At 46.6% G+C, this 24,283-nt stretch carries 20 protein-coding genes; 8 read left to right on the top strand and 12 right to left on the bottom strand.

What is annotated here, in order from left to right; translation table 11 throughout:
• Positions 1 to 35 precede the first annotated feature (35 nt).
• Positions 36 to 383, top strand: coding sequence for a hypothetical protein (locus AC3CIC_RS20795; RefSeq protein ID WP_488516068.1), 348 nt, complete (start codon positions 36 to 38; stop codon positions 381 to 383).
• A 301-nt stretch (positions 384 to 684) separates the two neighbouring features.
• Here AC3CIC_RS20795 and AC3CIC_RS20790 read toward each other — a convergent pair whose 3' ends face one another.
• Positions 685 to 1,584, bottom strand: coding sequence for a DMT family transporter (locus AC3CIC_RS20790; protein WP_017006461.1), 900 nt, complete (start codon positions 1,582 to 1,584; stop codon positions 685 to 687).
• Positions 1,585 to 1,772: 188 nt separating this feature from the next.
• On the opposite strand from AC3CIC_RS20790, the gene AC3CIC_RS20785 reads away from it, so the two are divergent.
• The 3 genes from AC3CIC_RS20785 to hppD all read left to right on the top strand — a co-directional run bounded on the left by AC3CIC_RS20785 (position 1,773) and on the right by hppD (position 4,440).
• Positions 1,773 to 2,675: a helix-turn-helix domain-containing protein gene (locus AC3CIC_RS20785; RefSeq protein ID WP_488516067.1), complete on the top strand. Its 903-nt coding sequence runs from the start codon at positions 1,773 to 1,775 to the stop codon at positions 2,673 to 2,675.
• A gap of 113 nt (positions 2,676 to 2,788) precedes the next feature.
• A complete protein-coding gene (locus AC3CIC_RS20780; RefSeq protein ID WP_016959829.1) occupies positions 2,789 to 3,148 on the top strand; it encodes a DUF2750 domain-containing protein in 360 nt (119 codons plus the stop codon).
• 188 nt (positions 3,149 to 3,336) lie between these two features.
• Entirely contained in the window at positions 3,337 to 4,440 is a 1,104-nt protein-coding gene (gene hppD / locus AC3CIC_RS20775) for a 4-hydroxyphenylpyruvate dioxygenase (protein WP_488516066.1), read from the top strand.
• 85 nt (positions 4,441 to 4,525) lie between these two features.
• Here the strand turns inward: hppD and AC3CIC_RS20770 are convergent, their stop codons facing one another.
• Positions 4,526 to 5,206, bottom strand: coding sequence for a flagellar brake protein (locus tag AC3CIC_RS20770; protein WP_488516065.1), 681 nt, complete (start codon positions 5,204 to 5,206; stop codon positions 4,526 to 4,528).
• A gap of 53 nt (positions 5,207 to 5,259) precedes the next feature.
• A complete protein-coding gene (locus tag AC3CIC_RS20765) occupies positions 5,260 to 6,042 on the bottom strand; it encodes an amino acid ABC transporter (protein ID WP_488516064.1) in 783 nt (260 codons plus the stop codon).
• A gap of 82 nt (positions 6,043 to 6,124) precedes the next feature.
• Here AC3CIC_RS20765 and AC3CIC_RS20760 point away from each other — a divergent pair, with 82 nt between their 5' ends.
• Complete coding sequence (locus tag AC3CIC_RS20760; protein WP_488516063.1) at positions 6,125 to 8,446, top strand: response regulator; 2,322 nt, start codon at positions 6,125 to 6,127, stop codon at positions 8,444 to 8,446.
• Positions 8,447 to 8,613: 167 nt separating this feature from the next.
• On the opposite strand, the gene AC3CIC_RS20755 is transcribed toward AC3CIC_RS20760, so the two are convergent.
• The 6 genes from AC3CIC_RS20755 to AC3CIC_RS20730 are packed head-to-tail and all read right to left on the bottom strand — an operon-like array spanning position 8,614 to position 14,571.
• The gene (locus AC3CIC_RS20755; RefSeq protein WP_488516062.1) at positions 8,614 to 10,347 is read right to left on the bottom strand and encodes an ABC transporter substrate-binding protein; all 1,734 of its coding nucleotides are present in this window, start codon (positions 10,345 to 10,347) and stop codon (positions 8,614 to 8,616) included.
• Positions 10,348 to 10,372: 25 nt separating this feature from the next.
• Positions 10,373 to 10,645, bottom strand: a complete 273-nt coding sequence (locus AC3CIC_RS20750) for a DUF2160 domain-containing protein (protein ID WP_016959823.1) — start codon at positions 10,643 to 10,645, stop codon at positions 10,373 to 10,375.
• A gap of 39 nt (positions 10,646 to 10,684) precedes the next feature.
• On the bottom strand, positions 10,685 to 11,482 hold the full coding sequence (locus tag AC3CIC_RS20745) for a carbohydrate ABC transporter permease (RefSeq protein ID WP_016959821.1): 798 nt from the start codon (positions 11,480 to 11,482) through the stop codon (positions 10,685 to 10,687).
• Positions 11,483 to 11,485: 3 nt separating this feature from the next.
• Positions 11,486 to 12,355 (bottom strand): carbohydrate ABC transporter permease, encoded by an 870-nt coding sequence (locus AC3CIC_RS20740; protein WP_016959820.1) that lies wholly within the window; start codon positions 12,353 to 12,355, stop codon positions 11,486 to 11,488.
• Positions 12,345 to 13,481, bottom strand: coding sequence for an ABC transporter ATP-binding protein (locus tag AC3CIC_RS20735; protein ID WP_488516061.1), 1,137 nt, complete (start codon positions 13,479 to 13,481; stop codon positions 12,345 to 12,347). The genes AC3CIC_RS20740 and AC3CIC_RS20735 overlap by 11 nt, the downstream gene beginning before the upstream one ends.
• A 10-nt stretch (positions 13,482 to 13,491) precedes the next feature.
• The gene (locus AC3CIC_RS20730; RefSeq protein WP_017003881.1) at positions 13,492 to 14,571 is read right to left on the bottom strand and encodes an ABC transporter ATP-binding protein; all 1,080 of its coding nucleotides are present in this window, start codon (positions 14,569 to 14,571) and stop codon (positions 13,492 to 13,494) included.
• Positions 14,572 to 14,838: 267 nt separating this feature from the next.
• On the opposite strand from AC3CIC_RS20730, the gene AC3CIC_RS20725 reads away from it, so the two are divergent.
• The 3 genes from AC3CIC_RS20725 (at position 14,839) to cqsA (ending at position 19,989) form a co-directional block, all read left to right on the top strand.
• On the top strand, positions 14,839 to 16,728 hold the full coding sequence (locus tag AC3CIC_RS20725; protein WP_488516060.1) for a sigma-54-dependent Fis family transcriptional regulator: 1,890 nt from the start codon (positions 14,839 to 14,841) through the stop codon (positions 16,726 to 16,728).
• A 448-nt stretch (positions 16,729 to 17,176) separates the two neighbouring features.
• Complete coding sequence (locus AC3CIC_RS20720; protein ID WP_488516059.1) at positions 17,177 to 18,241, top strand: porin; 1,065 nt, start codon at positions 17,177 to 17,179, stop codon at positions 18,239 to 18,241.
• Positions 18,242 to 18,822: 581 nt separating this feature from the next.
• On the top strand, positions 18,823 to 19,989 hold the full coding sequence (gene cqsA / locus AC3CIC_RS20715; protein ID WP_488516853.1) for an alpha-hydroxyketone-type quorum-sensing autoinducer synthase: 1,167 nt from the start codon (positions 18,823 to 18,825) through the stop codon (positions 19,987 to 19,989).
• Positions 19,990 to 20,043: 54 nt separating this feature from the next.
• Here the strand turns inward: cqsA and AC3CIC_RS20710 are convergent, their stop codons facing one another.
• From AC3CIC_RS20710 to AC3CIC_RS20700, 3 genes are all read right to left on the bottom strand, one after another.
• Complete coding sequence (locus tag AC3CIC_RS20710) at positions 20,044 to 22,104, bottom strand: hybrid sensor histidine kinase/response regulator (protein WP_488516852.1); 2,061 nt, start codon at positions 22,102 to 22,104, stop codon at positions 20,044 to 20,046.
• Positions 22,105 to 22,579: 475 nt separating this feature from the next.
• Positions 22,580 to 22,888, bottom strand: coding sequence for a DUF496 family protein (locus AC3CIC_RS20705; RefSeq protein ID WP_016959812.1), 309 nt, complete (start codon positions 22,886 to 22,888; stop codon positions 22,580 to 22,582).
• A 204-nt stretch (positions 22,889 to 23,092) separates the two neighbouring features.
• Entirely contained in the window at positions 23,093 to 24,016 is a 924-nt protein-coding gene (locus AC3CIC_RS20700) for a chemotaxis protein (protein ID WP_488516058.1), read from the bottom strand.
• Between the last annotated feature and the right edge of the window lie 267 nt (positions 24,017 to 24,283).

Genomic DNA, 24,283 nt, shown 5'->3' with positions numbered 1-24,283 from the left:
CGACATAGCCAGCAACATAGAAAGTGGGAAATGCAATGCCAAACCTGATCAACACCAGTTATTCGACCAATAGCTTGATGACATCTCGCCAGAAAGAACGCGAAGATGCTAATGCTGCGCGTAATGACGGTGTGACATCAGCGAAAGAACAATCAATCAGTGAACGCGCTGAGGTTTTGCGTAAAGAGCGTGAAGAGAAAAAGCAGGCAGAAGCCGCACCACAGCGCGGTGATTATCGTGGTTTGATTGACCGTGTTGCCGAGCAAGAAGCTAAAATGGCGAAGTATTCCGCCTACACCCAGGGTCAGCAGCAACTGTTGCAACAAGTAGAAAAAACCATTACCCCGCAAAATGGCGAACGCAGCTACGATTTCAAGGTGTAGTCATCACACCATCACACGCGCTAGATTGAGTGCTTTGCCAGATTTCCGCCACCATTGCTCGCCACATTGCCATTTGTCTTCCCCGCTAGCGCCCATTTGATGGGGTTTAATTGTCCTTAGTGAACAGTACGAGGACAAACTCATGGACAACAATAATAAACAAAATCCCCACGCGATTAATCGATTTTCACTCGGCATACCCAGTTGGTTATGGCCGGTGTTGGTCTGCATTGTGTGGGTGATTCAACTTGCGGCGGAGTAGCTCGCTCTGTGCGAGCTACGTGAGGTTGTTTGGGCATCGTTATCGGTGCGCGAGATACCAGCGCTTAACGGGTTCGGGTACGCCAAACACACGAAGGTTTCCGGCAATCACTAACATCACGCCAAGGGCGGACATCCACGTCCATTCGTAGCCTTCAAACACGGTGGAAAGTGATAGTGCAACCAAAGGGAACAGCACGGTACAGTAAGCCGCTTTGGCCGCCCCTATGCGTCCGACTAAAGCAAGGTAGGTGTTGAAACCAACCACAGAGCCAATAATCGCGAGATAGACCAGTGCAGAAACGTACAGAGGTGTGGTAGAAATGGCGAATGAATGCCCCATGAACAGTGCGATGGCAAACAGGTAGATTGCGCCGTATCCCATTGCCCACGCCGTGGTCGGCAACAGCGGCATGTTTTTTTTCTGAGCGCGGGCTGAGACCAAATTGCCCATCGAAAAGAAGTAAGTGCCCACCAAAGACAAGCCAAGGCCAAGGAAAATGGTGATATCCATATCGGCATTTAAGAACTGCGAGCCGAAAAGAAAGACAACCCCGGTAAAGCCCATCAATGCGCCTTGGACGAAGGTGCCTGTCGGGCGACGTTTATCAAGCCACCAAAGATTCAATGCGTTCAAGATGGGAGCAAGTGAAAACACCACGGCGTTTAGCCCACTGGGCAGGTATTGTGTTGCGGCGTAAAAGCACAGGAAATTGTTGGAAAACAGACACAAGGCCAGCAGCGCTGCCATTTTGTGGTTTTCACGGGTTAATTTGGGCAGCGCGTTACGCGCAATTAATACGAAAAATAGGGCGAGGGATGCCAACCCAAAACGCCAGCCAACAGAGACGACAACAGGTGTGTCGCCGATCTGATATGCGATAGCCAGCCAAGTTGACCCCCAAATAAACACAGTTACTGCATATAATATTGCATTCATGTGCCACTACTCCTTTTTCTTACTAGCCAGATGACATTGTTGTTTTTATGCCCACACCTTATTCCGAAGATTGTCGGCTGACTTTCATATTCCTGCTGATTTTATAGATTCTTGCGCTTTTCTCCTGCAGTTAGTACCCACAACCTCTCACTCGGGATATATTGAAAAGAGACAGGAGTAGGAGTGGTATGGACAAGGATTCACCTCAGGGGATGAAAAGGCAGCGTGTTTACAACGTATTGCGAGAGAATACGGCAAAGCTGCATGGCGATATCTGGCTAGACAATGGCATGGGTGCGGCGGTGTGGAGCAACAGCCACGGCAGCGCGAGCTATGACAAGCCGGGTCATCACACCCTGAGTTTTTATGTCGCGGGTGGACAAAACACCAAACGATGTTCAGGCGCAGGTGATTTGTATGGCGGTGAAGACAAGCTTTGTTTGATGCCGAAAGATCATCGTTCCGACTGGGCGTTTTCTGACCCTTTCCGTTTCTTTCATTTCTATTTTGAGCAAGCGCACCTGCAGCGCTTTGCTGAGCAGGTGTTCGATAAAGAAGGCCGTCATATTGAGCTGAAAGAATGTACCTTTGTTGATGATCCGTTTGTCAGCCAACTGGTGCGTCAAACCATGTTGAAATTGGATTGGTCGCAAAGCACCGACAGGCTCATGTTGTCTCACGCACAGCAAATGTTGCTGCTACACATGGTCAGACAATATTGTCATCAACCGTTGAAACTTACGGTCGCTTCAGGGGGCTTGTCGCCACAAAACCAGCGGCGAGTGATTGAATATGTAGAAGAAAGCTTATCCGTGTCTTTTTCGCTCAGTGATTTGGCGACCTTGACGCAGTTGAGTGAGTTCCATTTTGCTCGTATGTTCAAAACCAGTTTCGGCTGTACCCCGCATCAATACGTGCTGTTTCGACGTGTGGAACTGGCGAAAATTCTGCTTACCCAAAATAGCCTGTCATTGGTCGATGTCGCCTCTGCATGTGGTTTTTCATCTCAACAACACCTCTCTCAACAATTCAAATTGAGAGTGGGCGCTACGCCTGCCGTGTTTCGTAGAGAGCAAGCCCGCGGTCACTAATACTAAATCCTCAATCTTGATACACAACGCCCCATCTCTACTGCATAAATTGAAGTGTTAGCTTGCCATATGTTGGCGTCATAGAAGACTTTGCGCAAATCAGGAGAAAGGGCATGACAACCATTGAAGCGACACCCGTAGAGCGGTTCGTTGCCAATTCCCGCCATCACGGTGAGGTCTGGGGTTTACAATGTAAAACAGGGTGGGTGATCTGTGATTCATCCATTTATGAAGATACTGATGTCATGCCGTTCTGGTCTTCAAGAGAAGCAGCGGCCATTCATTGTGTTGACGAGTGGGAGGATTTTGCGCCAATGGCCATTACCATTCCCGAATTTGTTGACGAATGGCTGGTGGATCTCGCGAAAGATGCCGTGATGTTGGGGCCAGATTGGGGGGCTGATCTTTGTGGAGAAGAAGTTGAAGCCGCTGAAATGGTTGCACGATATTTACAGGTCAGCTTGCCCAATTAACAGCGCGCCATCACGTACTGTCAATCTCCTTGTACACAACTTCCTTTACAGTGTGCTTCCTTGTGAAGGCACGCTTGCGTTGCTGTTTCTGCTTACAGACTGCTATCCCTTTAAAGGCATACCCCAGACTCAGCATCATTGATTTGGGATGGTCTGCACATGGTTCGGTGCATTTTAGAGGGACGCCAATGGCTGATGGCTTGGCAGGAGAAATGAAGATGGCAGAGACAACAATCAATCCAATGGGGACAGATGGCTTCGAGTTTGTTGAATACACGGCGCCCAATGCAAAAGGCATTGCCGATCTGAAAAACCTTTTTTCGCTGATGGGCTTCGCGGAGATTGCCAAACACAAACATAAAGACGTGTGGCTGTATCGTCAGGGCGACATCAATTTCATCGTTAACGGCGAACATGATTCACAAGCGGAAGGTTTTGCGAAGCAACATGGCGCCAGCGTGAATGCCATGGCGTTTCGGGTCAATGATTCTAGCCACGCAATGAGCTATGCGGTGAAGCAAGGCGCAGAAGCTTGTGAACCTCGCATCGGTTTGATGGAGCTGAACATCCCAGCCATTCATGGTATTGGCGGTTCGTATCTCTATCTTGTCGATCGTTACGGTGACAGTGAGATATACGACATTGATTTTAGTTACTACCCTAATTGGCAGGAAACGCTTAAGGCTGCGGATGCGGGGTTGAAGGTGATTGATCATCTCACGCACAATGTCGAAAAAGGTAACATGGATGTGTGGTCGGATTTTTACGATCGTATCGCCAATTTTAAAGAAATCCGCTTTTTTGATATCGAGGGAAAACTGACGGGATTGAAATCTCGCGCATTAACCGCCCCTTGTGGAAAAATCCGTATCCCCATTAACGAATCGAGTGATGATAAATCGCAGATTGCGGAATACCTTGATGCCTACAATGGCGAAGGTATTCAACATATCGCATTGAGCACTGACGACATATACCAAACCGTTCACACTTTGCGCTCGCGTGGAATGCGTTTTATGGATACGCCCGATACGTATTACGAGAACGTCAATGGGCGAGTAGAAGGACACGATGAAAGCCTGAATAAACTTCGCGAACTGCGTGTATTGATTGATGGCAATGAGAGTACCGGTATTCTGTTACAGATATTTACCGATACCGTGATTGGTCCTGTGTTCTTTGAAATTATTCAGCGTAAAGGCAACCAAGGGTTTGGCGAAGGGAATTTTCAGGCATTGTTTGAATCGATTGAAATGGACCAGATACGTCGAGGCGTGTTGGACGCAGGATGATAATGAGATAATAGAGATGGAACCAGGCTGTCGTTCTTGCTGAGAGTGACAGCCTGTTGGACGGTATTTGTTTTCAAATACTTAGTCAGACGTCCAGCGATTTGTCGTTTTTACGGATATCAAACAGCAGTTGATAGAAAAACTCTTTTCGCAGTGAGGCGCCGCTTTCGTCAAACCGAAGACCTGCCGTGGGTGGGTCTTTCTCGTTATTGACTGCAACAACAGTGCCTTTGATTTTACCGCTCAAATCATTACCGTAATCAATGATGATTTCTAACGTTTCATCTTCAAACAGCAAATGCTCATCGGCAGTGATTTCTAAGCAGCACCCTGACACTGAATAGTCAGTCATTCTTCCGCTAAAGATACCTTCACCGCCTTGGATGCGAATAGACATGTTTGTGTCTATGCGGGGTTCTTGGCGGATTTGTCGGTGTGCAATGTTCTCAGGAATGGAAACGATAAGCAGTCGGATGGGCCTTTGTATGACGCCCATGACTAAACAACGAAATGCGATGACATCCCTAAATTCACTATCCGTGATAGCACGAACGATGATTTCGTTGTTGGGAATATAGAATCGTTCGATAAAAGGGTCTTTTCCCGTTGGGCAATCAATCAAAAGAAATTGCTCTTTTCGATAACCCACGAGCCGAGATGCAACCTGCATTTTCTTTGGATCATCAGAAAGCTCAATATTTAATCGGGCACCGACTGCCAGCAGCTTGTAGAAACTATCGGACCCCTCAGTTTTTAGTGATTGCATAGTTATGTTCCATTGCTTGTTGGGTTATGCGATAAACCAGGGCATGAGTATCTCTACTGATATTTGTCTACAATCATGCTGATCTCATTGTTTTCAAACAATTGCGTTAGACGCATGTCGAGGAAGCGTTGAATCTCGGGATCAATGCCTGGTGAATAGGCTAAATGAATAGAGTAGTTGGGGATCAAGTTACTAATTTTACGAAGATTGTAATCGTCAGGTGTAAACCCGAGGCGCTTCAAATGATATTTGAGGCGAATATCCATTTCGACAAACCCCCCTGTGCCTTTAAGGCGATCGACTACTCGAAATGCTGCGTCATAGTTTTTTACTCGTACTTCACTTACCACCCCTTTGTGTATTTTTGCGTCGAGCCCAGGGTAATCAAACCCAAACAGCAACACCGCAACTTTTCCATCGAGATCGTCAGGGTTGTCATAAGGCAAAACGTTGTTGGCGTTGCTGACAATACTGTGTTCAATCTCAAATAGAGGCAGTGACGAAAGATTTGCTGCTTGCATTCCGCCCCATAGCGGACTGCCATAGGTGACCCAATTCTGTTTTTGAGATTCTGTGAGTTCAGCGAGCATGCGGTTAAATGGATAGGTATGGATTCGGAGCTGATGCGACGTTCCTTCCAGCGCCTTGTAGAGTACGTCCGTTATAATGCCGCGGTGATTTTGGCCTTCCTCTTGAATTTGCAGAGGTTCTGATTGGTCTTGAACAACATAGTAATCAAGTGTCCAAGCGGTGGCGTTGGTACTGAAAAAGAAGCCAGCCAAAATTGACAAGGTCATTGTGGACTGAAAAGAGAAAAATGGTTTTTTTCTGGACATGGTAATCGTCATCCAAGTTTGTGTTTTATGACTATTATTAGAGAAATATGATCCACATATAAGACACTCATAAGCCTAGACTATGTTGAATCAAAAAGAGAATCTTCGTCAGCCTTCCAGCATGGCCGCCAGATTGGTGGGTCGAATTTTGTTCGTCTGCAGTTTATTGGCATTTCTAGTCGCGGCCTTTGCGTTGTATTTGGATTATCAGGCACGCACTGAACTGTTACGAGAAAATACGTTGCTGATCCAAGAAACGGATTTACCAAGTATTTCGAACAGTTTGTGGCAAGAGGATGTGGACCAAGTGGGCGTGATTACGAAGGGGATCTACCAACACCCCGACGTTAGCTATATTCGCGTTTTCGATGCAGGTCGACTGGTTGCTGAAGAAGGTAAAAGCCCGCCTGAACCCAAAATTTCCTATCAATGGCCCTTGATTCAGAACCAATTTGGTAAAGAGTATGAACTTGGTTTTGTGCAAATTGAGGTCAGTCTACAAGATGTCTACAACGCGCTGACTGAGCGATTTGTGATGCTGTTGCTGTTTTTAGGTGGCGCCACATTGATTTTGGGTGGCTTGGTGTTTTTCATTGTTTACATGGATGTTGTGAGGCCATTGATTTGGATTTCTCAGCGTGTGACCAAATTTGATGTTGATAATTTGCCATTAACCATTGATACGCCAAAAAGTAAAATGGGCGAAGAGCTGGTGACGCTTTACACCCAGTACAATACCACGGTGGAAAAAATGCGTGAGTACAGCGCAGATCTTCATGAAGCCAAGGCGCATGCTGAAGGTGCCAATCTTAAGAAAAGTGAGTTTCTGGCTAACATGAGTCATGAAATCCGTACGCCGATGAACGGCATTATTGGCATGGCGTCACTGCTTAAAGGCACCAAACTGGATGATGAGCAGCAAGAATTCATCGATATGCTCGAGACGTCATCGCTATCGTTGCTAGACATTATTAATGACATTCTGGATTTCTCAAAAATTGAAGCAGGCAAGTTCGAACTTGAAGTGCTGGAGCTGAATCTGTTTGAGCTCAATCGAGACATAGAACATCTTTTCCGCCTAAGAACCAAAGAAAAAGACCTCGAGTTTAAGTGCGAGGTAGAGGATAGCTTGGCGCCTATTTTGATGGGCGACGCAGCTAGGTTGCGTCAGGTGATGATCAATTTGGTAGGGAATGCAGTGAAATTCACTCAGCATGGCAGTATTCATGTTGGGATCAGGCAGCTTGAAGATGTTGGTGAACAGTGCACGGTATTGTTCGAAGTCCGTGATACCGGAATTGGTATCCCGGCGGAGAAGCAAGATACAATTTTTGAAAAATTTGAACAGGCTGATGGCGGCATGAGCCGCAACTTTGGTGGCACAGGTTTAGGGCTGGCTATTTCCAGCCAAATTGTTGACCTGATGGGTGGACGCTTGCTGTTAGAAAGTACCGAAGGGGAGGGCAGTCGCTTTTACTTCGTTTTGACTTTCGACCGTGCGTCGATCCCTGAAAGTATACCCGTTGATTCTCAATTATTTGCTGACGCAGCCATGCTGTTGGTGGATGACAGCCGATTGAACATGCGCATTACCAGCGCGCAGCTTGGCAATATGGGGTCTCAGATTTCTTGTTGTGTGCATCCCGAAGATGCAGAAGACATGATTGCCGAGCGTATTGATACGGCGAGACCGTATAAGATAGTGATTCTCGATAAATTGATGCCGAATACAGATGGCTTTTCAATTGCATCAAAATTGCGTAACCGCTTTGGTAAGCGGTGCCCAAGTTTAATTATGATCACCGCAGCCCCAGAAATGCATGACAGCGTAAAATTGGAGAGTTTTCATATTGAAGGCTATCTATCTCGCCCTTACAAGTTCAATGATCTTCGGAATATCTTAGCGAAAATCCTGCGAAGTCACCAAGCACAGCTAGGGGTGATTTCGATGACTGGAGAAAAAACAGAGAAGACACTTCCTGTTCGACATGCAGAAGAATCTGATTCTTATGAAGGACGCGTGTTGGTCGTCGAAGATACCTTGGTTAATCAGCGCGTGGTACAGGCGATGTTGGCGCGCTTAGGGGTTGAAGTTGTTGTGGCTGAAAATGGTAAAATCGCGTTAGATATGTGTGAAGACGAATGCTTTGATTTGATCTTTATGGACTGTCAAATGCCGATAATGGATGGCTATCAAGCGTCAAGATTGCTTCGAGAACACGGCTATGCACAGCACACACCCATCGTGGCATTAACCGCAAATGCGACGGCTCAAGACAGAGATGATTGCTTAAAAGCGGGTATGGATGACTATATTGCTAAGCCAGTGAGAAAAGATGACTTGGAGCGCATGATAAAAATGTACATGCCAGGTTCTGTGCAGGAAAAAGCCAAGACTAGCTAACACAGAGCCTTGTGTGCTGGAGAATCACGAGCACTGATGATGGGTCAATCATTGATGATGAATAAAAAACGCCTGCGGATCTCTCGCAGGCGTTTTGCGTCATGTCGTCCCAACGAGAAACGCTGGGTTACCCCTTCCGGTATGAATAGGAAGTGGCCGTCATGTCATTAAAGTGCCGATTTCCACTCTTCAAGCAGCGCATCGTAATTGATGGTTTGCCCTTTTGGTTTTTCGTTCTGCAGTTTCGCTTTCGGTGCACCTGGCAGGTTTAGCCAGTATTCAGCATCACGCGGTTTGTTCAGCTTAGGACCACACTCGCCTTGCACGTTGGCACGCTCAAGACGTTGCAATACTTTGTCTTGTGCCGCTGCCAGTCCGTTTAACGCTTCTTGTGGTGTTTTCTCACCGTTTGATGCTTCAGCAATGTATTGCCACCAAAGCTGTGCCAGTTTTGGATAATCAGGCACATTGGTACCGGTCGGTGTCCACTGCACACGCGCGGGGCTGCGGTAGAATTCCACCAGACCGCCAAGAGTAGGTGCAACGTCTGTCATTGCCTGAGAGTTAATATCAGACTCACGAATTGGCGTTAAACCGACCAGTGTTTTCTTCAGTGACACGGTTTTGGCAACCGTGAACTGTGCATACAACCATGCTGCCATACGACGCTTAGGCTCGGTGGACTTCATCAGTGTCCATGAACCTGTGTCTTGGTAGCCAAGCTTCATGCCTTCTTCCCAGTAAGGGCCGCGTGGCGATGGTGCCATGCGCCACTTCGGGGTGCCGTCAGGATTAACGACGGCCAAACCTGGCTTGGTCATGTCTGCCGTAAATGCGGTGTACCAGAAGATTTGCTGTGCAATGTACCCTTGCGCTGGCACAGGTCCCGCTTCAGAGAAGGTCATGCCTTGTGCTTCTGGTGGCGCATATTTTTGCAGCCAGTCCACGTATTTGGTGGTCGCAAACACGGCAGCTGGGCCGTTTGTGGCGCCGCCACGTTCAACGCTTGAACCGACTGGCGAGCAACCATCGACACGGATGCCCCACTCATCGACAGGGATCCCGTTTGGAATGCCTTTGTCACCTGCACCTGCCATGGAAAACCATGCATCGGTGAAGCGCCAGCCAAGTGATGGGTCTTTCTTACCGTAATCCATATGGCCGTAAACGCGTTCACCATCGATTTCTTTAACATGAACGGTAAAGAACTCGGCGATGTCTTCATAGGCTGACCAGTTGACGGGCACACCTAACTCATAGCCGTATATTTCTTTGAACTTGGCTTTGAGATCTGCACGAGCAAACCAATCGGCGCGGAACCAGTAAAGGTTGGCAAATTGCTGATCAGGCAGTTGGTAAAGTTTTCCGTCTGGGCCAGTGGTGAAACTGAGGCCGATGAAGTCATTAAGGTCCAGCGTTGGCAGCGTGATATCTTTGCCTTCACTTTCCATGTAATCACTGATTGGGAACACTTTACCGTAACGGAAGTGAGTACCTATCAAGTCAGAATCATTGATGTAGGCATCATAGATACTCCGGTTTGACTGCATTTCAGTTTGTAGCTTTTCTACCACATCACCTTCTTGGATAAGATCGTGCGTGACCTTAATGCCCGTGATTTGCTCGAAAGCCTTTGCCAGCACTTTTGATTCATATTCATGGGTGGTGTTGGTTTCGGATACGACCTTGATTTCCATACCGCGGAAAGGTTTGGCAGCGTTAGTGAACCACGCCATTTCCTTCAGCTGTTCATCTTTGTTAAGCGTTGAAGGGGTAAATTTATCATCGACCCACTTCGTTGCCGCATCGCTGTACTGGTCGGCGAGCGCCGCCGGTGCCAGTAACAGCCCGATCATGAACCCGAAAGGGGTCCACTTGGGTACAGCAGACAATTGCTTCATAGTTTCGCTCCTTTGTCGTTTTTCCCTAACCCCAGCGAATAACGGCCACTAACCACACGATTGACATCCCGAAGGGATACCAGATGGGTAGATCTGTCATTCCGATGAAGAAAAGGTGGATATAAGCGCTGCTAAGCAGGCCTATAAATAATCGATCACCTCGGGTTGTGCTGATAGGCAAAAATCCTTTCCTTTCTACACAAGGCCGAAGTACTTCGAGTACGGTCATTGCTGTCAACATGCAGCCAATAGTGATAAAAAACAGTGTGCTTGGGAGTGTCCAGGCCATCCAACTCATCGTATTTCTCCTTAAACCAATTACTTACGCCGATTGGTATTACACACGTCCTAATGCAAAACCTTTCGCGACATGGTTTCGAACAAACCAAATCACCAATAGTCCGGGAACAATGGTTAACACGCCCGCGGCTGCCAGCACGCCCCAATCGATACCAGACGCACTCACGGTACGGGTCATGGTGGCAACGATGGGCTTGGCGTTCACTGACGTGAGCGTTCGTGCCAAGAGCAGTTCCACCCAACTAAACATAAAACAGAAGAAAGCGGTGACGCCGATACCCGAGCGGATCATGGGAAGAAAAATCCGAACAAAGAAGCGGGGAAAGCTATAACCATCAATGTGTGCGGTTTCGTCGATTTCTTTCGGTACGCCGGACATAAAGCCCTCCAATATCCATACCGCCAATGGCACGTTGAACAAGCAGTGCGCGAGGGCAACAGCAATGTGGGTATCAAAGAGACCGACAGAGCTATAGAGCTGGAAAAATGGCAACAGAAACACAGCAGGAGGCGCCATGCGGTTGGTGAGCAACCAAAAGAACAGGTGCTTGTCGCCAATGAACCGATAGCGTGAGAATGCGTAAGCGGCAGGCAAAGCGACGGAAAGCGACAACAAGGTATTGATGGTGACGTAAGTCAGTGAATTCAGGTAACCGTTATACCAACTCGGATCAGAGAAGATAACGATGTAGTTATCCAAGGTAAAAGAATGTGGCCAGAAGGTGAGGCCACCCAATATTTCCTCATTAGTTTTGAACGACATCATTAGCAACCAATAAATCGGCAGCATCAAGAAGAGGATGTAGGCAGATAGGCCAATCGATTTTTTTGTCATGGCTTAGTTCCTCGCGTCCATGCGGGTCATGGCGGTGTAGAACACCCAACAAACCAGCAAAATGATCAAAAAGTAGATAATGGAGAAAGCGGCTGCGGGGCCGATATCAAACTGACCGACTGCCATTTTTGTGAGTGCTTGTGACAAGAAGGTGGTGGAGTTTCCGGGGCCCCCGCCCGTAAGCACAAACGGCTCGGTGTAGATCATAAAGCTGTCCATAAAACGCAGCAGGACGCCGAGCAACAGCACGCTTTTAAGCTTGGGTAACTGGATATATCGGAACACTGCCCAGTTAGATGCGCGATCGATTTTCGCCGCTTGGTAATACACATCGGGAATAGCGCGTAAGCCTGAGTAACACAAAAGTGCGACCAGTGAGGTCCAGTGCCACACGTCCATGACGAGCACAGTGATCCAAGCATCAACGGGATCGGACGCATAGTTGTAACTGACGCCAATGTTGTTGAGAAACCAGCCCAGTAAGCCAATGTCGGCACGCCCGAAAATCTGCCAAATTGTCCCTACCACGTTCCAAGGGATCAGCAGCGGTACAGCCAACACAATCAACACAATGGAGGCTTTTAAGCCTTTTGCTGGCATGGTCAACGCCACGGCGATACCCAGTGGGATTTCTATCGCCAATACGCAGAAGGAGTAGATAAACTGGCGTACTAACGAATCGTGGAGGCGGGGGTCATTAAGAATTTCGCGATACCATTCGGTGCCGACAAAATAGCGGGTGTTTTGGTCGAAAATGTCCTGAATCGAGTAGTTCACCACCGTCATCAGCGGAATGATGGCGGAGAAGGCAACCAGCAGGAACACGGGCATCACCAGCAACCATGCGCGATTATTTTCAGTTTTAGTCTGCATCCTGATCTCCCGTTTCCAGTGTGGGGTGTTGCGGTTCACCGGTCAGGTATTCATCCACATACAGTTTTAACCATTGCGCGGGAAAGCTGATGTAGGCGTGGTCTTTTGGCTCGGGCGCTTCTTCTGCGATACGCAGCTTTAACGTTTGGCTACCAAACCGAACGGTCACGATTTTGTATGTCCCAAGATCTTCGATGTATTGCACGGGCACTTGCCACGCGTGATCGCGCTTTTCCTGCCACAGATGAACAAATTCGGGTCGTATGCCGACTTTGATGTTGTCGCTTTCTGTCGCGGCTAATACCTCGCGCTGTTCAACTGTCAGCGGAAGTGCAATGTCTTCAAAACTGACATTGCCATCATCGGTTCTTTGCACGGTGAGAAGATTCATGCCGGGACTGCCGATAAAAAAGCCGACAAAGGTATGATTGGGGGATTCAAACAACTCGCGAGGCGTACCAAATTGCACGATGGTACCGTCATACATCACGGCAATTTCTTCGGCAAAGGTGGCGGCTTCTAGCTGATCGTGCGTCACGTAGATCATGGTGATATGAAACTGTTCGTGAATTTGACGGAGCTTGCGGCGAAGTTTCCATTTCAGATGCGGGTCGATCACCGTCAGTGGTTCATCGAACAAAATCGCCGAGACATCTTCACGAACTAACCCGCGCCCCATGGAGACTTTTTGTTTTTCATCCGCGGTAAGGTTACTGGCCCGTTTGTTCAGCACGGACGTGAGTTCGAGAAGTTCTGCAACCTCACTGACTCGCGACCGGACTTTGGCTTCAGGGGTTTTCATGTTGCGAAGTGGAAAGGCGAGGTTGTCGTACACCGTCATGGTGTCGTACACCACAGGAAACTGGAAAACCTGCGCGATGTTTCTTTCTTGTGGCGCAAGTTGGCTGACATCTTGATTATCGAACACGACTTTGCCTTCAGAAGGCGTTAGCAAGCCGGAAATGATATTCAGCATGGTGCTTTTACCGCAGCCTGATGGGCCCAGCAGGGCATAGGCTCCGCCGTTGCGCCAAGTGTGTGTCATTTTTCTGATGGCGTAGTCGCTTCGTCCCTGTGGTGAGGGCGAGTAAGAATGCGCCAGTGAATCGAGAATAATTTCTGCCATGCTTATTTCCTCACAAACGGCGCGCAGATTGAATGAGCTGCTCTGACTGATCAAAAACATAGAGCTTATGCGTGGGCACATAGATGCTGATTTTTGCGTCTACGGCGTAGTCGTGAACACCAGGTAGGTGCAGCACCATGTTGATGTCACGATTGCGTACGTGAAGGAAAGTTTCGCTGCCACTGATCTCTGCTAGCTCAACGTCGACGGAAAGTTCAAGGTCGTCATCGTTGTGGGGGACCAGACTGAGATGGTTTGGTCGAATACCGAATTGGTATTGACCGTCTTCTAACTCGCCGAGATTCGTGTTGAGCGGGAAATGGATATGTTCGTCAAAAGAGACATTGCCTTCGCCGACGCTACCACGAATAAGGTTAATTGGCGGCTCACCAAAAAGTTCGGCACTGGTGACAGACGCGGGGTGGTGGTACACCTCTGCCGTGGGGCCAGATTGGATCACTTGACCTTCATGCATGAGCAATATGTTGCCACCCAGCGCCAAGGCTTCATTCGGTTCGGTGGTGGCATACACTGCGATCGTGTTGCGTTCGGCAAACAGTTCGCGCATCTCCTGTCTGAGCTCTTCGCGCAGTTTGTAATCAAGGTTCACCAAGGGTTCATCGAACAAAATCAAATCGGCATTTTTCACTAACGCTCTTGCCATGGCTGTGCGCTGTTGTTGCCCACCTGACAATTCAAGAGGAAGCCGATTCAGAAAAGATTCAATGTGCAGCATTTCAGCTATTTCCTGCACGCGCTCTTTGATGATGTGCTTAGGGTGTTTTTCTAATCGCAGTGGTGAAGCGATGTTTTCATACACCGTCATGTTGGGGTAGTTGATAAACTGCTGATACACCATAGACACGTTTCGCTCGCGAACCGGTACGCCAGTGACATCTTGCCCATTGAACAAGACCGTTCCAGAGGAAGGCTTATCGAGCCCTGCCATCAGCCGCATTAGGCTGGTTTTCCCTGCCAATGTTCGACCAAGTAATACGTTGAAAGAACCGGGCTCAATACGAAGGTCTATGTTGTCTAGCCACACTTCGTTGTTACTTACCCTTGTGACATTTTTCAATTCAAGTGACATGAAGGCTCCCTGATAAGTGTTGGGGTCGATGCCGCGGTGCAACAATACGTTTGGCGAAAACGCGCATCGTCATCACATTCCGAATGACATACGCTAGAACCGTGCCAATAGTTAATGAGATGTTAAGATATTGATTTATAGATATTTTAAGAGAGGGTGAACAGTAGGTGTGTGAAAAAAGTGTCACCCATTTTGTTGACTGTTAACAGAATGTGAACAATGCTTAACGCTCATTTTCTGTTCGAATGCGCATGGAAGGGATTCACAATGAGCGATATAGCTCACACTCATGATGAGATTATTCAGGCCTCTTGGCGTCGATGTCAGTCCCTTGGGCTGTCACCAAAGGCCACACCTGAAATCGTGCAGTTGAATCAAGGTCAATGGCATGATGCCCGCGATCGGTCTAATGACCTCATTGCGACCACTCAGGAGCAAGTCCTGCCTTTTTATGAAAATATATTGGTGAACAGCAATAGCCTTGTGCTGCTGGCAGACAATGATGGCAATTTGCTAAGCCGCTGGGGAAGACCGGGTTTTGTTAGCCAAATGGAAAAGCATTTGTTTGACCAAGGGACAAGCTGGCTAGAAAAATACAATGGCACTAATGCAGTCGGAACGGCTTTGCAAACAGGTGAAGCTGTTGCGGTGGGACGCGATGAACATTACTTGATCGCCAACCGTTATATGACGGCGTCTGCAGCGCCAATTTATAACAGTGATCGTCATCTTGTGGGTGTGTTGAACATATCGTCGGATGCGTATCTGCCCACCTCACATGTGAACGGCATGGTGAAGGTAATGACGCAGGCGGTAGAGAACCAACTGATCATCGCAACCTATCGTCATCATCACCACATGCTTATTTTCAATACCAGCAGTGATAACCTCACGAGCCAATGGGCGGGGTTGTTGGTGTTTAATGAAAGCGGAGACATTGTTGCTGCAAATCGACGTGCCGATCTATTAGTGGGTCAGACGTTGGCAGGTTTGAACATAGAATATGTAACGGGTATATCAGCGCTAAAGCTTTCTGCACATCCTGAAAATCATTCTCTTTCCTTTATTGGTCTGTCTAAATATCGTTTGTTTGGCGCGATCAAGCAGCCTATGACGCGGACAATTCGCTCCCCCTTTTCAACGCAGACGCCTGCATTCTCGCCCAACTCATCTGCGCCAATGCCAAAAAAAGCGGCTATTGCGCCTAGCGATCGCCAGTTGCCACATCTCGACCTTGGTGATCTGAAAATGCAAAAGGCAATACGCCAAGCGTTAAGTGTGGTTAACAGCGATATCCCTTTGGTTATACAAGGCGAAACGGGGGTAGGCAAAGAGGTGTTTGCGAAGGCGGTACATGCTTCGTCAAACCGCGCTAAGAAAAAAATGGTGGCGGTGAACTGTGCCGCGATCCCTGCTGAGCTGGTGGAATCAGAACTGTTTGGTTACGTAAAAGGCGCGTTTACGGGGGCCAATGCGAAAGGCAGCATGGGCTATATTCGTCAAGCTGATGGTGGCACCTTGATGCTGGATGAAATTGGCGATATGCCACTGCATGTTCAAGCGCGATTGTTGCGGGTGCTGCAAGAAAAAGCGGTGACACCGCTAGGCAGTACGGAAAGCTACCCTGTCGATTTTCGCGTGATTTGCGCAACCCATCAGTCATTGAGGTCGGCGGTTGCTGAGAAGCGCTTCAGAGATGACCTTTACTATCGTATCAACGGATTAACGCTGTTTTTACCCGCATTGTGCGAACGATCAGATATAGAACCCTTAGTCAGTGCGTTGTTACCTGAACTTGCAGCCGATCAAAATGTGGTTATCGACCGAGAAGTATTTCACTTATTTGCCCAGCACCCATGGCCGGGAAATATTCGTCAGTTGGTCAATACCCTCCGTGTGGCATTGGCGTTGTCACAGGGGGAGCGGATACAGACTCATCATTTGCCCGATGATTTTTTCTTGGATGTGCAATCGCCTTCTATTTCCACCCTGCCAGAAAATGACGTAGCAAGTCCGGTTGCACAGTCTGCGAGCTGGCGCGATACCCTTCCCGCGCTTTATGCGTCGTCCGATGGAAACATTACCCGCTTAGCGCAACTCACTGGTGTGAGTCGCAACACTATCTATAAGCGACTGCGTTCACTCGGTCTGAAATAGGGCGATTTACGCGATAATGGCAGCGATTTTTGTGCGTTATCAGTGTTCTGTTGCACGTTTTATTTGCGCGCTCTTGAGCATCTTAGTAAAAAGTTCCATTGATAAAGTTATAAATATTAGATGTGGCTCGCAAATGGTCTGATGAGTTTTTTTACAAAATACGTTCATTTATTGAACGTTTTAGATGCCCCTTGATACCGAATAAATTCATTCTTCGCGTGAATTAAATCCCCATTTACTGCAACAAAAGCATCATAAATGCGACTCTTTATGCGCTATCTATCATCTGCATTAATCACCTTATATTGGTTGTAAATCAGCCAATATATTCATTAATCGTTGTAATTGTTAGAAAATGTATCGTTGATCCCTGTGTTTCATGGATGTTAATTTTATTTCGCAGCATCGTTGCAAATGGAATGATGATAAGAATTACAGGACGTAGTATATGAATAAGAAATTTTTGGCAGTAGTAATCCCAGCAGTACTTTTCGCAGGCAATGTCAGTGCATTCGAAGCATATAATGGCGATGCGGGCTCAGTAGAAGTGTACGGACAACTTCGTGCAACGCTTTCTAAAGCCCCAGACAAAGATATTACGTTGAATGATGGCAGCTCTCGTGCAGGTGTTAACGCTCTTTACACTGTCACTGACGACATTGATGTATTCGCAAGACTTGAGTACAGCATCAGCTACGACAAAGATGCTATGGCTAACCGTCTAGGCTATTTCGGATTTACAGGTGACTTCGGTAAAGTCATTCTGGGTAAACAGTACCTGACTGCTGATGACCTATGGGGTGTTGATAACTCTTACTGGTTCGGTGGCTCTCACATCGTAGAAGGTACAGTTTCTGGCGGTAAACATGACAGCGCTGTTCGGTATATTCTTGAGACTGATTTTGCAACATTTGACGCAAGCTACGGTCTGGGTGAAGACGGTTCAGCAGCACAAGTAGCTGAACTATTCGTAAGCAAAGACATTGCAGGTTTTTCTGTAACAGCGGGTGTATCTTCTGCTGAGCAAGAGCATGGCGCATTTGACTACAAGGTTAACGAAACCAAGACTGTTAACGTTAAGGCAGGTGCAGTAGACGATCTTTACTACACATTGTGGGCAGATCGTACGTTTGGTGACTTGACCGTCAGTGCTCAGTTCGCAACCAGCGCAATTGAAAGTGATGCTTTGGCCGTAGACATTGATCGCCAAGGTTACACACTAGCGCTGAACTATGCATTGTCAGCTAAATCTGACGTCTACGGCGGGTACGAATTCACTGAGATTGAAGCGCGTGCTGACCAAGTTGGACTTGCTGAGAAAGATGACTACACCAATGTTTACGTAGGTGCAGTACACAGATTCAATTCATACTTCCGCCTTTGGGCTGAAGCGGCATACTCAGACGGTGTCACTTTGGGTTACAAGAACAACAAAAATGATGGTTTCAGTGTTTCACCTAGTGTTGTCGACGGTGACGCTCAGTTCGCCATCGGTGCACGCGTTTACTGGTAATCACTTCCACTAAATACGCTTAAACTTCACACTGCTTTGAAAGCCCAGCCTCGCGCTGGGCTTTTTTCGTTGCACCAAAATAGCATCATGTTTCGGTTTTCTATTGCAAAAATGCAGGGCATTAAAAAAAGGAGGGCTAAGACGATTTTTGATCCGCTAAGTGCAAAATGATTGGCTTTAAAAGCACAAGGTTGGCTTCTAAAAGATCAACGTCTCAATGCCGGACTTAACGCTAAGTTTTATAAAGGGAAATAGGTAAGTGATCTGATCGTTGTTAGTCAGTACGAAAGGTGAATGTCGGGGTTTTATTTATAAATACAAGGAAGGTTTTTTAATGCTTTCAGCCATTTTTATACCCATACCCGTATTAAAAAAGTTTCATATAATAGGTGTGAATATTCGCAAACTTAAAAATAATCGGAAAACAAGTTTGATTCATAATATGCCATATATTCAGGCAATATATAGATGCCTCTTATTTCTCTCCGGGGTATCTCTAAGTTGCTCTTGATAAAAAACGCGCCGAATTCGGCGTTTTTCTTTAACAGGACGAGGTTAGGCCCATGGAACATCAATCTACAATGAGAAAAAAGCTTCCTTCTTTCGTCGATGCGCGTTTGAATTCGTTTCTACGTGATATGACTGAACCATATGAAAATGGTCGGCCATTGCCCGTCAGCAGTCGACCGGGAAAAGATGCGGTGATCATGCAAAGTAATGACTACTTGTCGTTGAGTCTTGATAGCCATATTCAGAAAGCACATGTGGACGCCATTATTGCGTCGAATGAAAATGTGGTGATGTCTGCTGTTTTTCTTCAGGATGAGGATCATAAACCGGACTTTGAAAAGCGTCTGGCAGAGTTTGTGGGGTTGGAGGGCTGTGTACTTTCTCAATCTGGATGGTCGGCGAATATCGGCTTATTGCAAACCATCTGTGAGCCGAAAAAATGCGTATATATCGATTTCTTTGCGCACATGTCACTATGGGAAGGCGCCCGGATTGCGGGTGCACGGATTATCCCTTTTATTCACAACAGCGTATCAAACCTTAAACGACAAATTAAAAAATACGGCCCTGGTATTATATTGATTGACTCGGTTTACAGCACGATAGGTACCATCGCACCGCTTCGCGCCATCTACGAAGTGGCTCAGGAGTTTGATTGTGCGTTGGTGGTTGATGAATCGCATTCGCTTGGCACGCATGGGCCAGACGGCTCGGGCCTAATTAATGAAATGGAAGTGCGGGATCAAGTGGACTTTGTTACGACCAGTCTTGCAAAGGCGTTTGCTTATCGAGCTGGGGCAGTACTTGGTCCAGCGAGTCTTATCAAAGCGTTACCGTTTGTGTCGTTCCCTGCGATATTCAGTTCCACTGTATTGCCGCAGGAGGTCGCAAGGCTTGATGCGACATTGGACGTGATAAAAAAGGGCGATGAGAAGCGAAAGCGCTTGTTTGAAATCTCGGATGTGCTGCGCATAGGACTTCGTGATATCGGCTTTAAAATCCGTAGTGAATCCCAAATTATTTCTCTGGAGTGTGGTGATGAGAAAAACACAGAACATGTGAGGGATTTTTTGGAAAGCAACGGTGTGTTCGGTGCGGTGTTCTGTGCACCGGCAACGGCAAAGAACAAAGCATTGATCCGGTTCTCCTTGAATGCTGATATGAGCTATCGGGAGGTAGATCATGTGCTGACTGTTTGTCAGGCTGCTTATGAAAATTCTGATCTCACCTTCCATTGAAGTAAGGCTTGGTAAATCATGTATGGATAAGAAGCTCTGCAATGGCAGAGTTTTTTATGAAAGCCAGGTCGTTATTTTGTCTCTCAATTGCTGCTGCTCGGAAGGTTTGATAATGAAGTCTGTCATGCCTGAGGATGAGATTTTTTCGAGAGTAGGTCGAGAATTGTCACCTGTGTGAGCAATAATAGGGACATCAGCATAAGCTTGGAGTGAAGAGCGAATACGACGCGATGTTTCCAGCCCATCCATCACAGGCATTTCGATATCCATCAGGATCAAATCCACATGCTGTTTATCTTGTTTAAGCATCGCTATTGCATTGTGACCATTGGCGCATTGAATAACGTTAAACCCCTGTTTTTCTAAAACGATAGAAGTCATTTGGCGGAGTGACTCACTGTCATCCACTACCATAATGGTTTGTGTCTCGGTATTGTTTGGGGTTTGTGAACGCTTGTTGGGTATTGAAGCATCTACGGTGTCGAAAAATAACTGCTCAATCACCCTTGGGGTATTCAAGCGCCATGCTAGCCCCTCAATCCAGATTGGGTTGTACACAGCATGCGATTGAGGGCCGGTCGATGAACTGTTGTGCAGGTATATGATTTTTGCTTCAGTGAACGAAAGTAAAGGTTCTATATGGCCAAGCACATCACCATTTGTTCCTACACTCTCCAAATCGACAATGATGACATCGTATTCAAAATCAAACTCGGGCTTCTTCAGAACGTGCAGCACATCGATAGTTTGCTGGTTGAAGCCCATTTTTTTACTGATTTTCGCCGTACGCCGGACTAAATCAGCGTCATTGGTCACCATCAGCATCGATTTAAGCTTGATCAGGTTGTGTTTGATATCTTGAGCAATTGAGGAGTCTAATGTGGGGAAGGTGAGAGTGAACGCAGTCCACTCCCCGGCCTTAGAATCGCAACTGATTTCGCCACCAAAGGAACGCATGACTTTTCGGCAAAATGGCAATCCCAGTCCGTAATTTCCGGTTCTTCCTGTGGTGTAAAAGTCCTCGAAAATGAGGTCAAGAATATCACTGGATATTCCCTGACCATTGTCACGAACAATGATTCGATTTTCCCTATCACCGACTTCCACCATCAGATCTATCGCAAAGTCTTCTCCGATTCGATGATGAAAAGCGTTTTTAAACAGGTTATAGATAACGTACTTCAGCAGGGTATCGCTGCCAAAAAAATCAAAGGTATCGGTGTTTCTAATGGTGATCGCCGTTTTGTCTGTGGCGCTCGTGAAACCAAAACTATCGACAGCATGTTGAAGCACATTTTTGACAGCGTGCTTTTTAAACGTTGAACGGGAAACGCGGTTTTCATCAATGGACGTCAGCAGAAGATCGATGGTTTCATTACCGGCACGAATGATGTTCATCGCGTCGTCACTGATCTCACGGAGTAACAAGACGTCTTCTTCGCGGAGTTGATAAACCCGATTGTTGCTGTCCTTAGGATCCGGAATCGTCAAACGTATTAAATCAATGGAAGAGCAAAGACCACTGAGCGGGTTTCGCATTTCGTGAGCAATACCTGCACCAAACACTTTGGCAATCGACACTTTGGTTTCATGCTCTTGTTGATTGCGGAAGAAAAATAAATTGCCGAAAAGGTAGATGAAAAGGAACACTGGCATGTAGGTCCAATCCATCGAGAATGCGAGGTGATACCCCTTCTCAGCCCAGGCCCAGATCGTTGCCATGGTAATACCTGCCAATGTTTGAGCAAACATTACCCAAGTAATATGTACCAGCAATATGTGAAGGAAAATTGCGGCCATAAAGGAAAGTAGCCAAACGGTGGACCAATTGTTCATCAATAGCATATAGAAGAAAAAGAAGGGAAGAACAATGGAAATGGCGATTTGATAGAACCAGTGCATACGTTCTTTCAGTGCGGGACTTAGCTTGTTTCTTACTAATACAATGACAAAAAACAAGCAACAAAACAGTCGAAGAGGCAAGTTTTCATAAGCTTGAGGATATATAAATTGCCAAATGAAATAGTAAGCCGGAAAGCCAATTAATCCCATCCAGCTCACGAGTGTCAGGTTTGGTTCAGCGTATTGATAAACTTTGCGAAATGCCGCTTCCATGCTTTTGATAAAATTCTGCCATAGTTCAATGTTAATAGCCAAAAGGTCTATCTTGGGTATTTTTCCCATCAAAGTGAAGGGTGCTAGCCAAAATTAATATATTGGTTAATGCTCTGGCGTGTATCTCATGGGACTCCAGTTTCGAACGCACATATTATCATTGATAAACTAAGAAAAATGAGTGTTCATATTCATATTGATGAACAAGAAATGACTATGCCTACAATCGATTCATAGGACAGACTTTATACAAACAGTAGCGACAGTGGTGTCTTATTATTTGTACAATTATCACGTTTGTATCTGAGCAAACGAATATGAAGTATCGCGGGGGGGAGAGCAGAAAAATGAAGCGCAAACCGCTTTGGGTCAAGGTGTTAATAAATTGCGTAACAATGGCCTATTTCGAAGCGATAAGTGACAACTAAGAAATAGACCATAACAACGATTGGCTCCAATCACATGCGTGAAAGGATTATTTCTTGCCTTCTTTTTCCTGACGAGTCAGTTCTTTGATTTGGCGGCTGATTTCACGACGTTCTTTAGAGATTTCCGCGCTGTTGATGATGTGGTCATCGACGCGATCTTCATAGTCTGCTTTCATGTTCTTGACGATTTCAACGATTTCGTCGTGAGTCATGTCTGGCTGAATGTAGTCAAGCAGGTTCTCAAGCAAAGTAACGCGCTTTTGGTTGTCGCGGATTTTTTTCTCGTTGTCCTGAATTTCCCGCTTCAGTTTATTTTTGCGACGAGAGAACTTAACGATCTCGAATACATTGTTCATAGGTCTTTAACCTTCTATGTGTGATCCTGACGAAATTAAACCACATCGAGGGAGCGGGAAACAGTCTTTTGATCAAGGAAAAGCGAGTAATTGCTAAAGATGTAATGGACGTGGAGTGCAGATGTGTATTGGGATGCATTTGTCATCATGCAAGGAGTACATTGTACGGTATGTTTACGCTACATGATGACAAATGAAAGTAAATTACTCGATCGTGCCCTCTAGGCAAACATGCTCATTCTCCGTCTTCAAGTTGGCTCCTCGAAGCATGGCATTAACCAGTTCTGTCGCATCGAACTTCTCCAGTGCTTCATGCGCGCCAACTTGCTTCGCGCGGTCAACACTGATTTCACTTGATAATGAGGTATGAAGAATCAGATAAGCCTCTGAAATTGCGCTATTACTCCGAATCTCAAACGCCAACTCATATCCGTCGATACCCGGCATTTCAATATCGCTGACAACAATATCAAATGGTCTGCCTTCTAAGGCGGAACTCTTCAACTTTTCGAGCGCATCAAGCCCGTTGGCACTCACGACATAGGGGATATTAATGCTGTCGAGCGCTTCTGAAAGCTGACGTCGAGCTAAGCTACTATCATCCACCAAGAGGATATGCATGGGTTTAAGTTTTTCACGGTCCACATCAGCAAGGATCGGATGTAGCTTATCGTAAGAGGTCGGAAATACTTTAGACATAATGAGTTCGACGTCGAGCAGTTGGACGATTTTTTCATCCACATGCATTACCCCGGTCAGGAATGCGTGCAATCCTAATGTGTTTGGTGGAGGGGTGATATTTCGCCAGTCACATTCGCTGATCTTTTCAATGCCTCGCACGAGAAACCCAACCACACGACGTTGGCAGTCTGTAATGATGATAAAGCAGTCTTTGTAATCTTCTTTGCTTACGGGTGGATAGCCAATCGCTTTCGCCATATCAATGACAGGGGTAGTGATGCCCCGCATGTTGGCAGTGCCAATGACGGTGTGGTGAGAGCCAGGAAGTGCTGTCAGTGGGCAGAAGGGAACGATTTCTCTCACTTTAAGCGTGCCAATAGCAAATGTCTGCATGGCAGAAAGTTTAAAGAGCAACATTCCCTGAGATTCATTGGCCTTGCTTTTCATATGAGCGCCTGTCAGTAAGCAGATGTGTTTTAATGCTTGTTCTTTAATTGTAGCTTTTCATCGTCATGATAACACCTAGGTTCTTCTGATTTATCAGTGAAGATTAGCAAAAAATTCTGTGATAGTGATTTGATTTGTAAGGATCTGTTATGTGGCTTGGCGATTGAGGTTTCGCTTTGTTCAAGGATTTTTTCTATTATTAAGGGTAATTGATAGGTTACGCGCTAAATAATAACGCGATGATGAGCCGTGCAATGAAATGTGTTT

The organism is Enterovibrio sp. QJM3NY_24 (assembly GCF_057786035.1).
The sequence above is the reverse complement of the archived record's forward strand: the minus strand, read 5'-3'. Positions and strand labels throughout refer to the sequence as shown.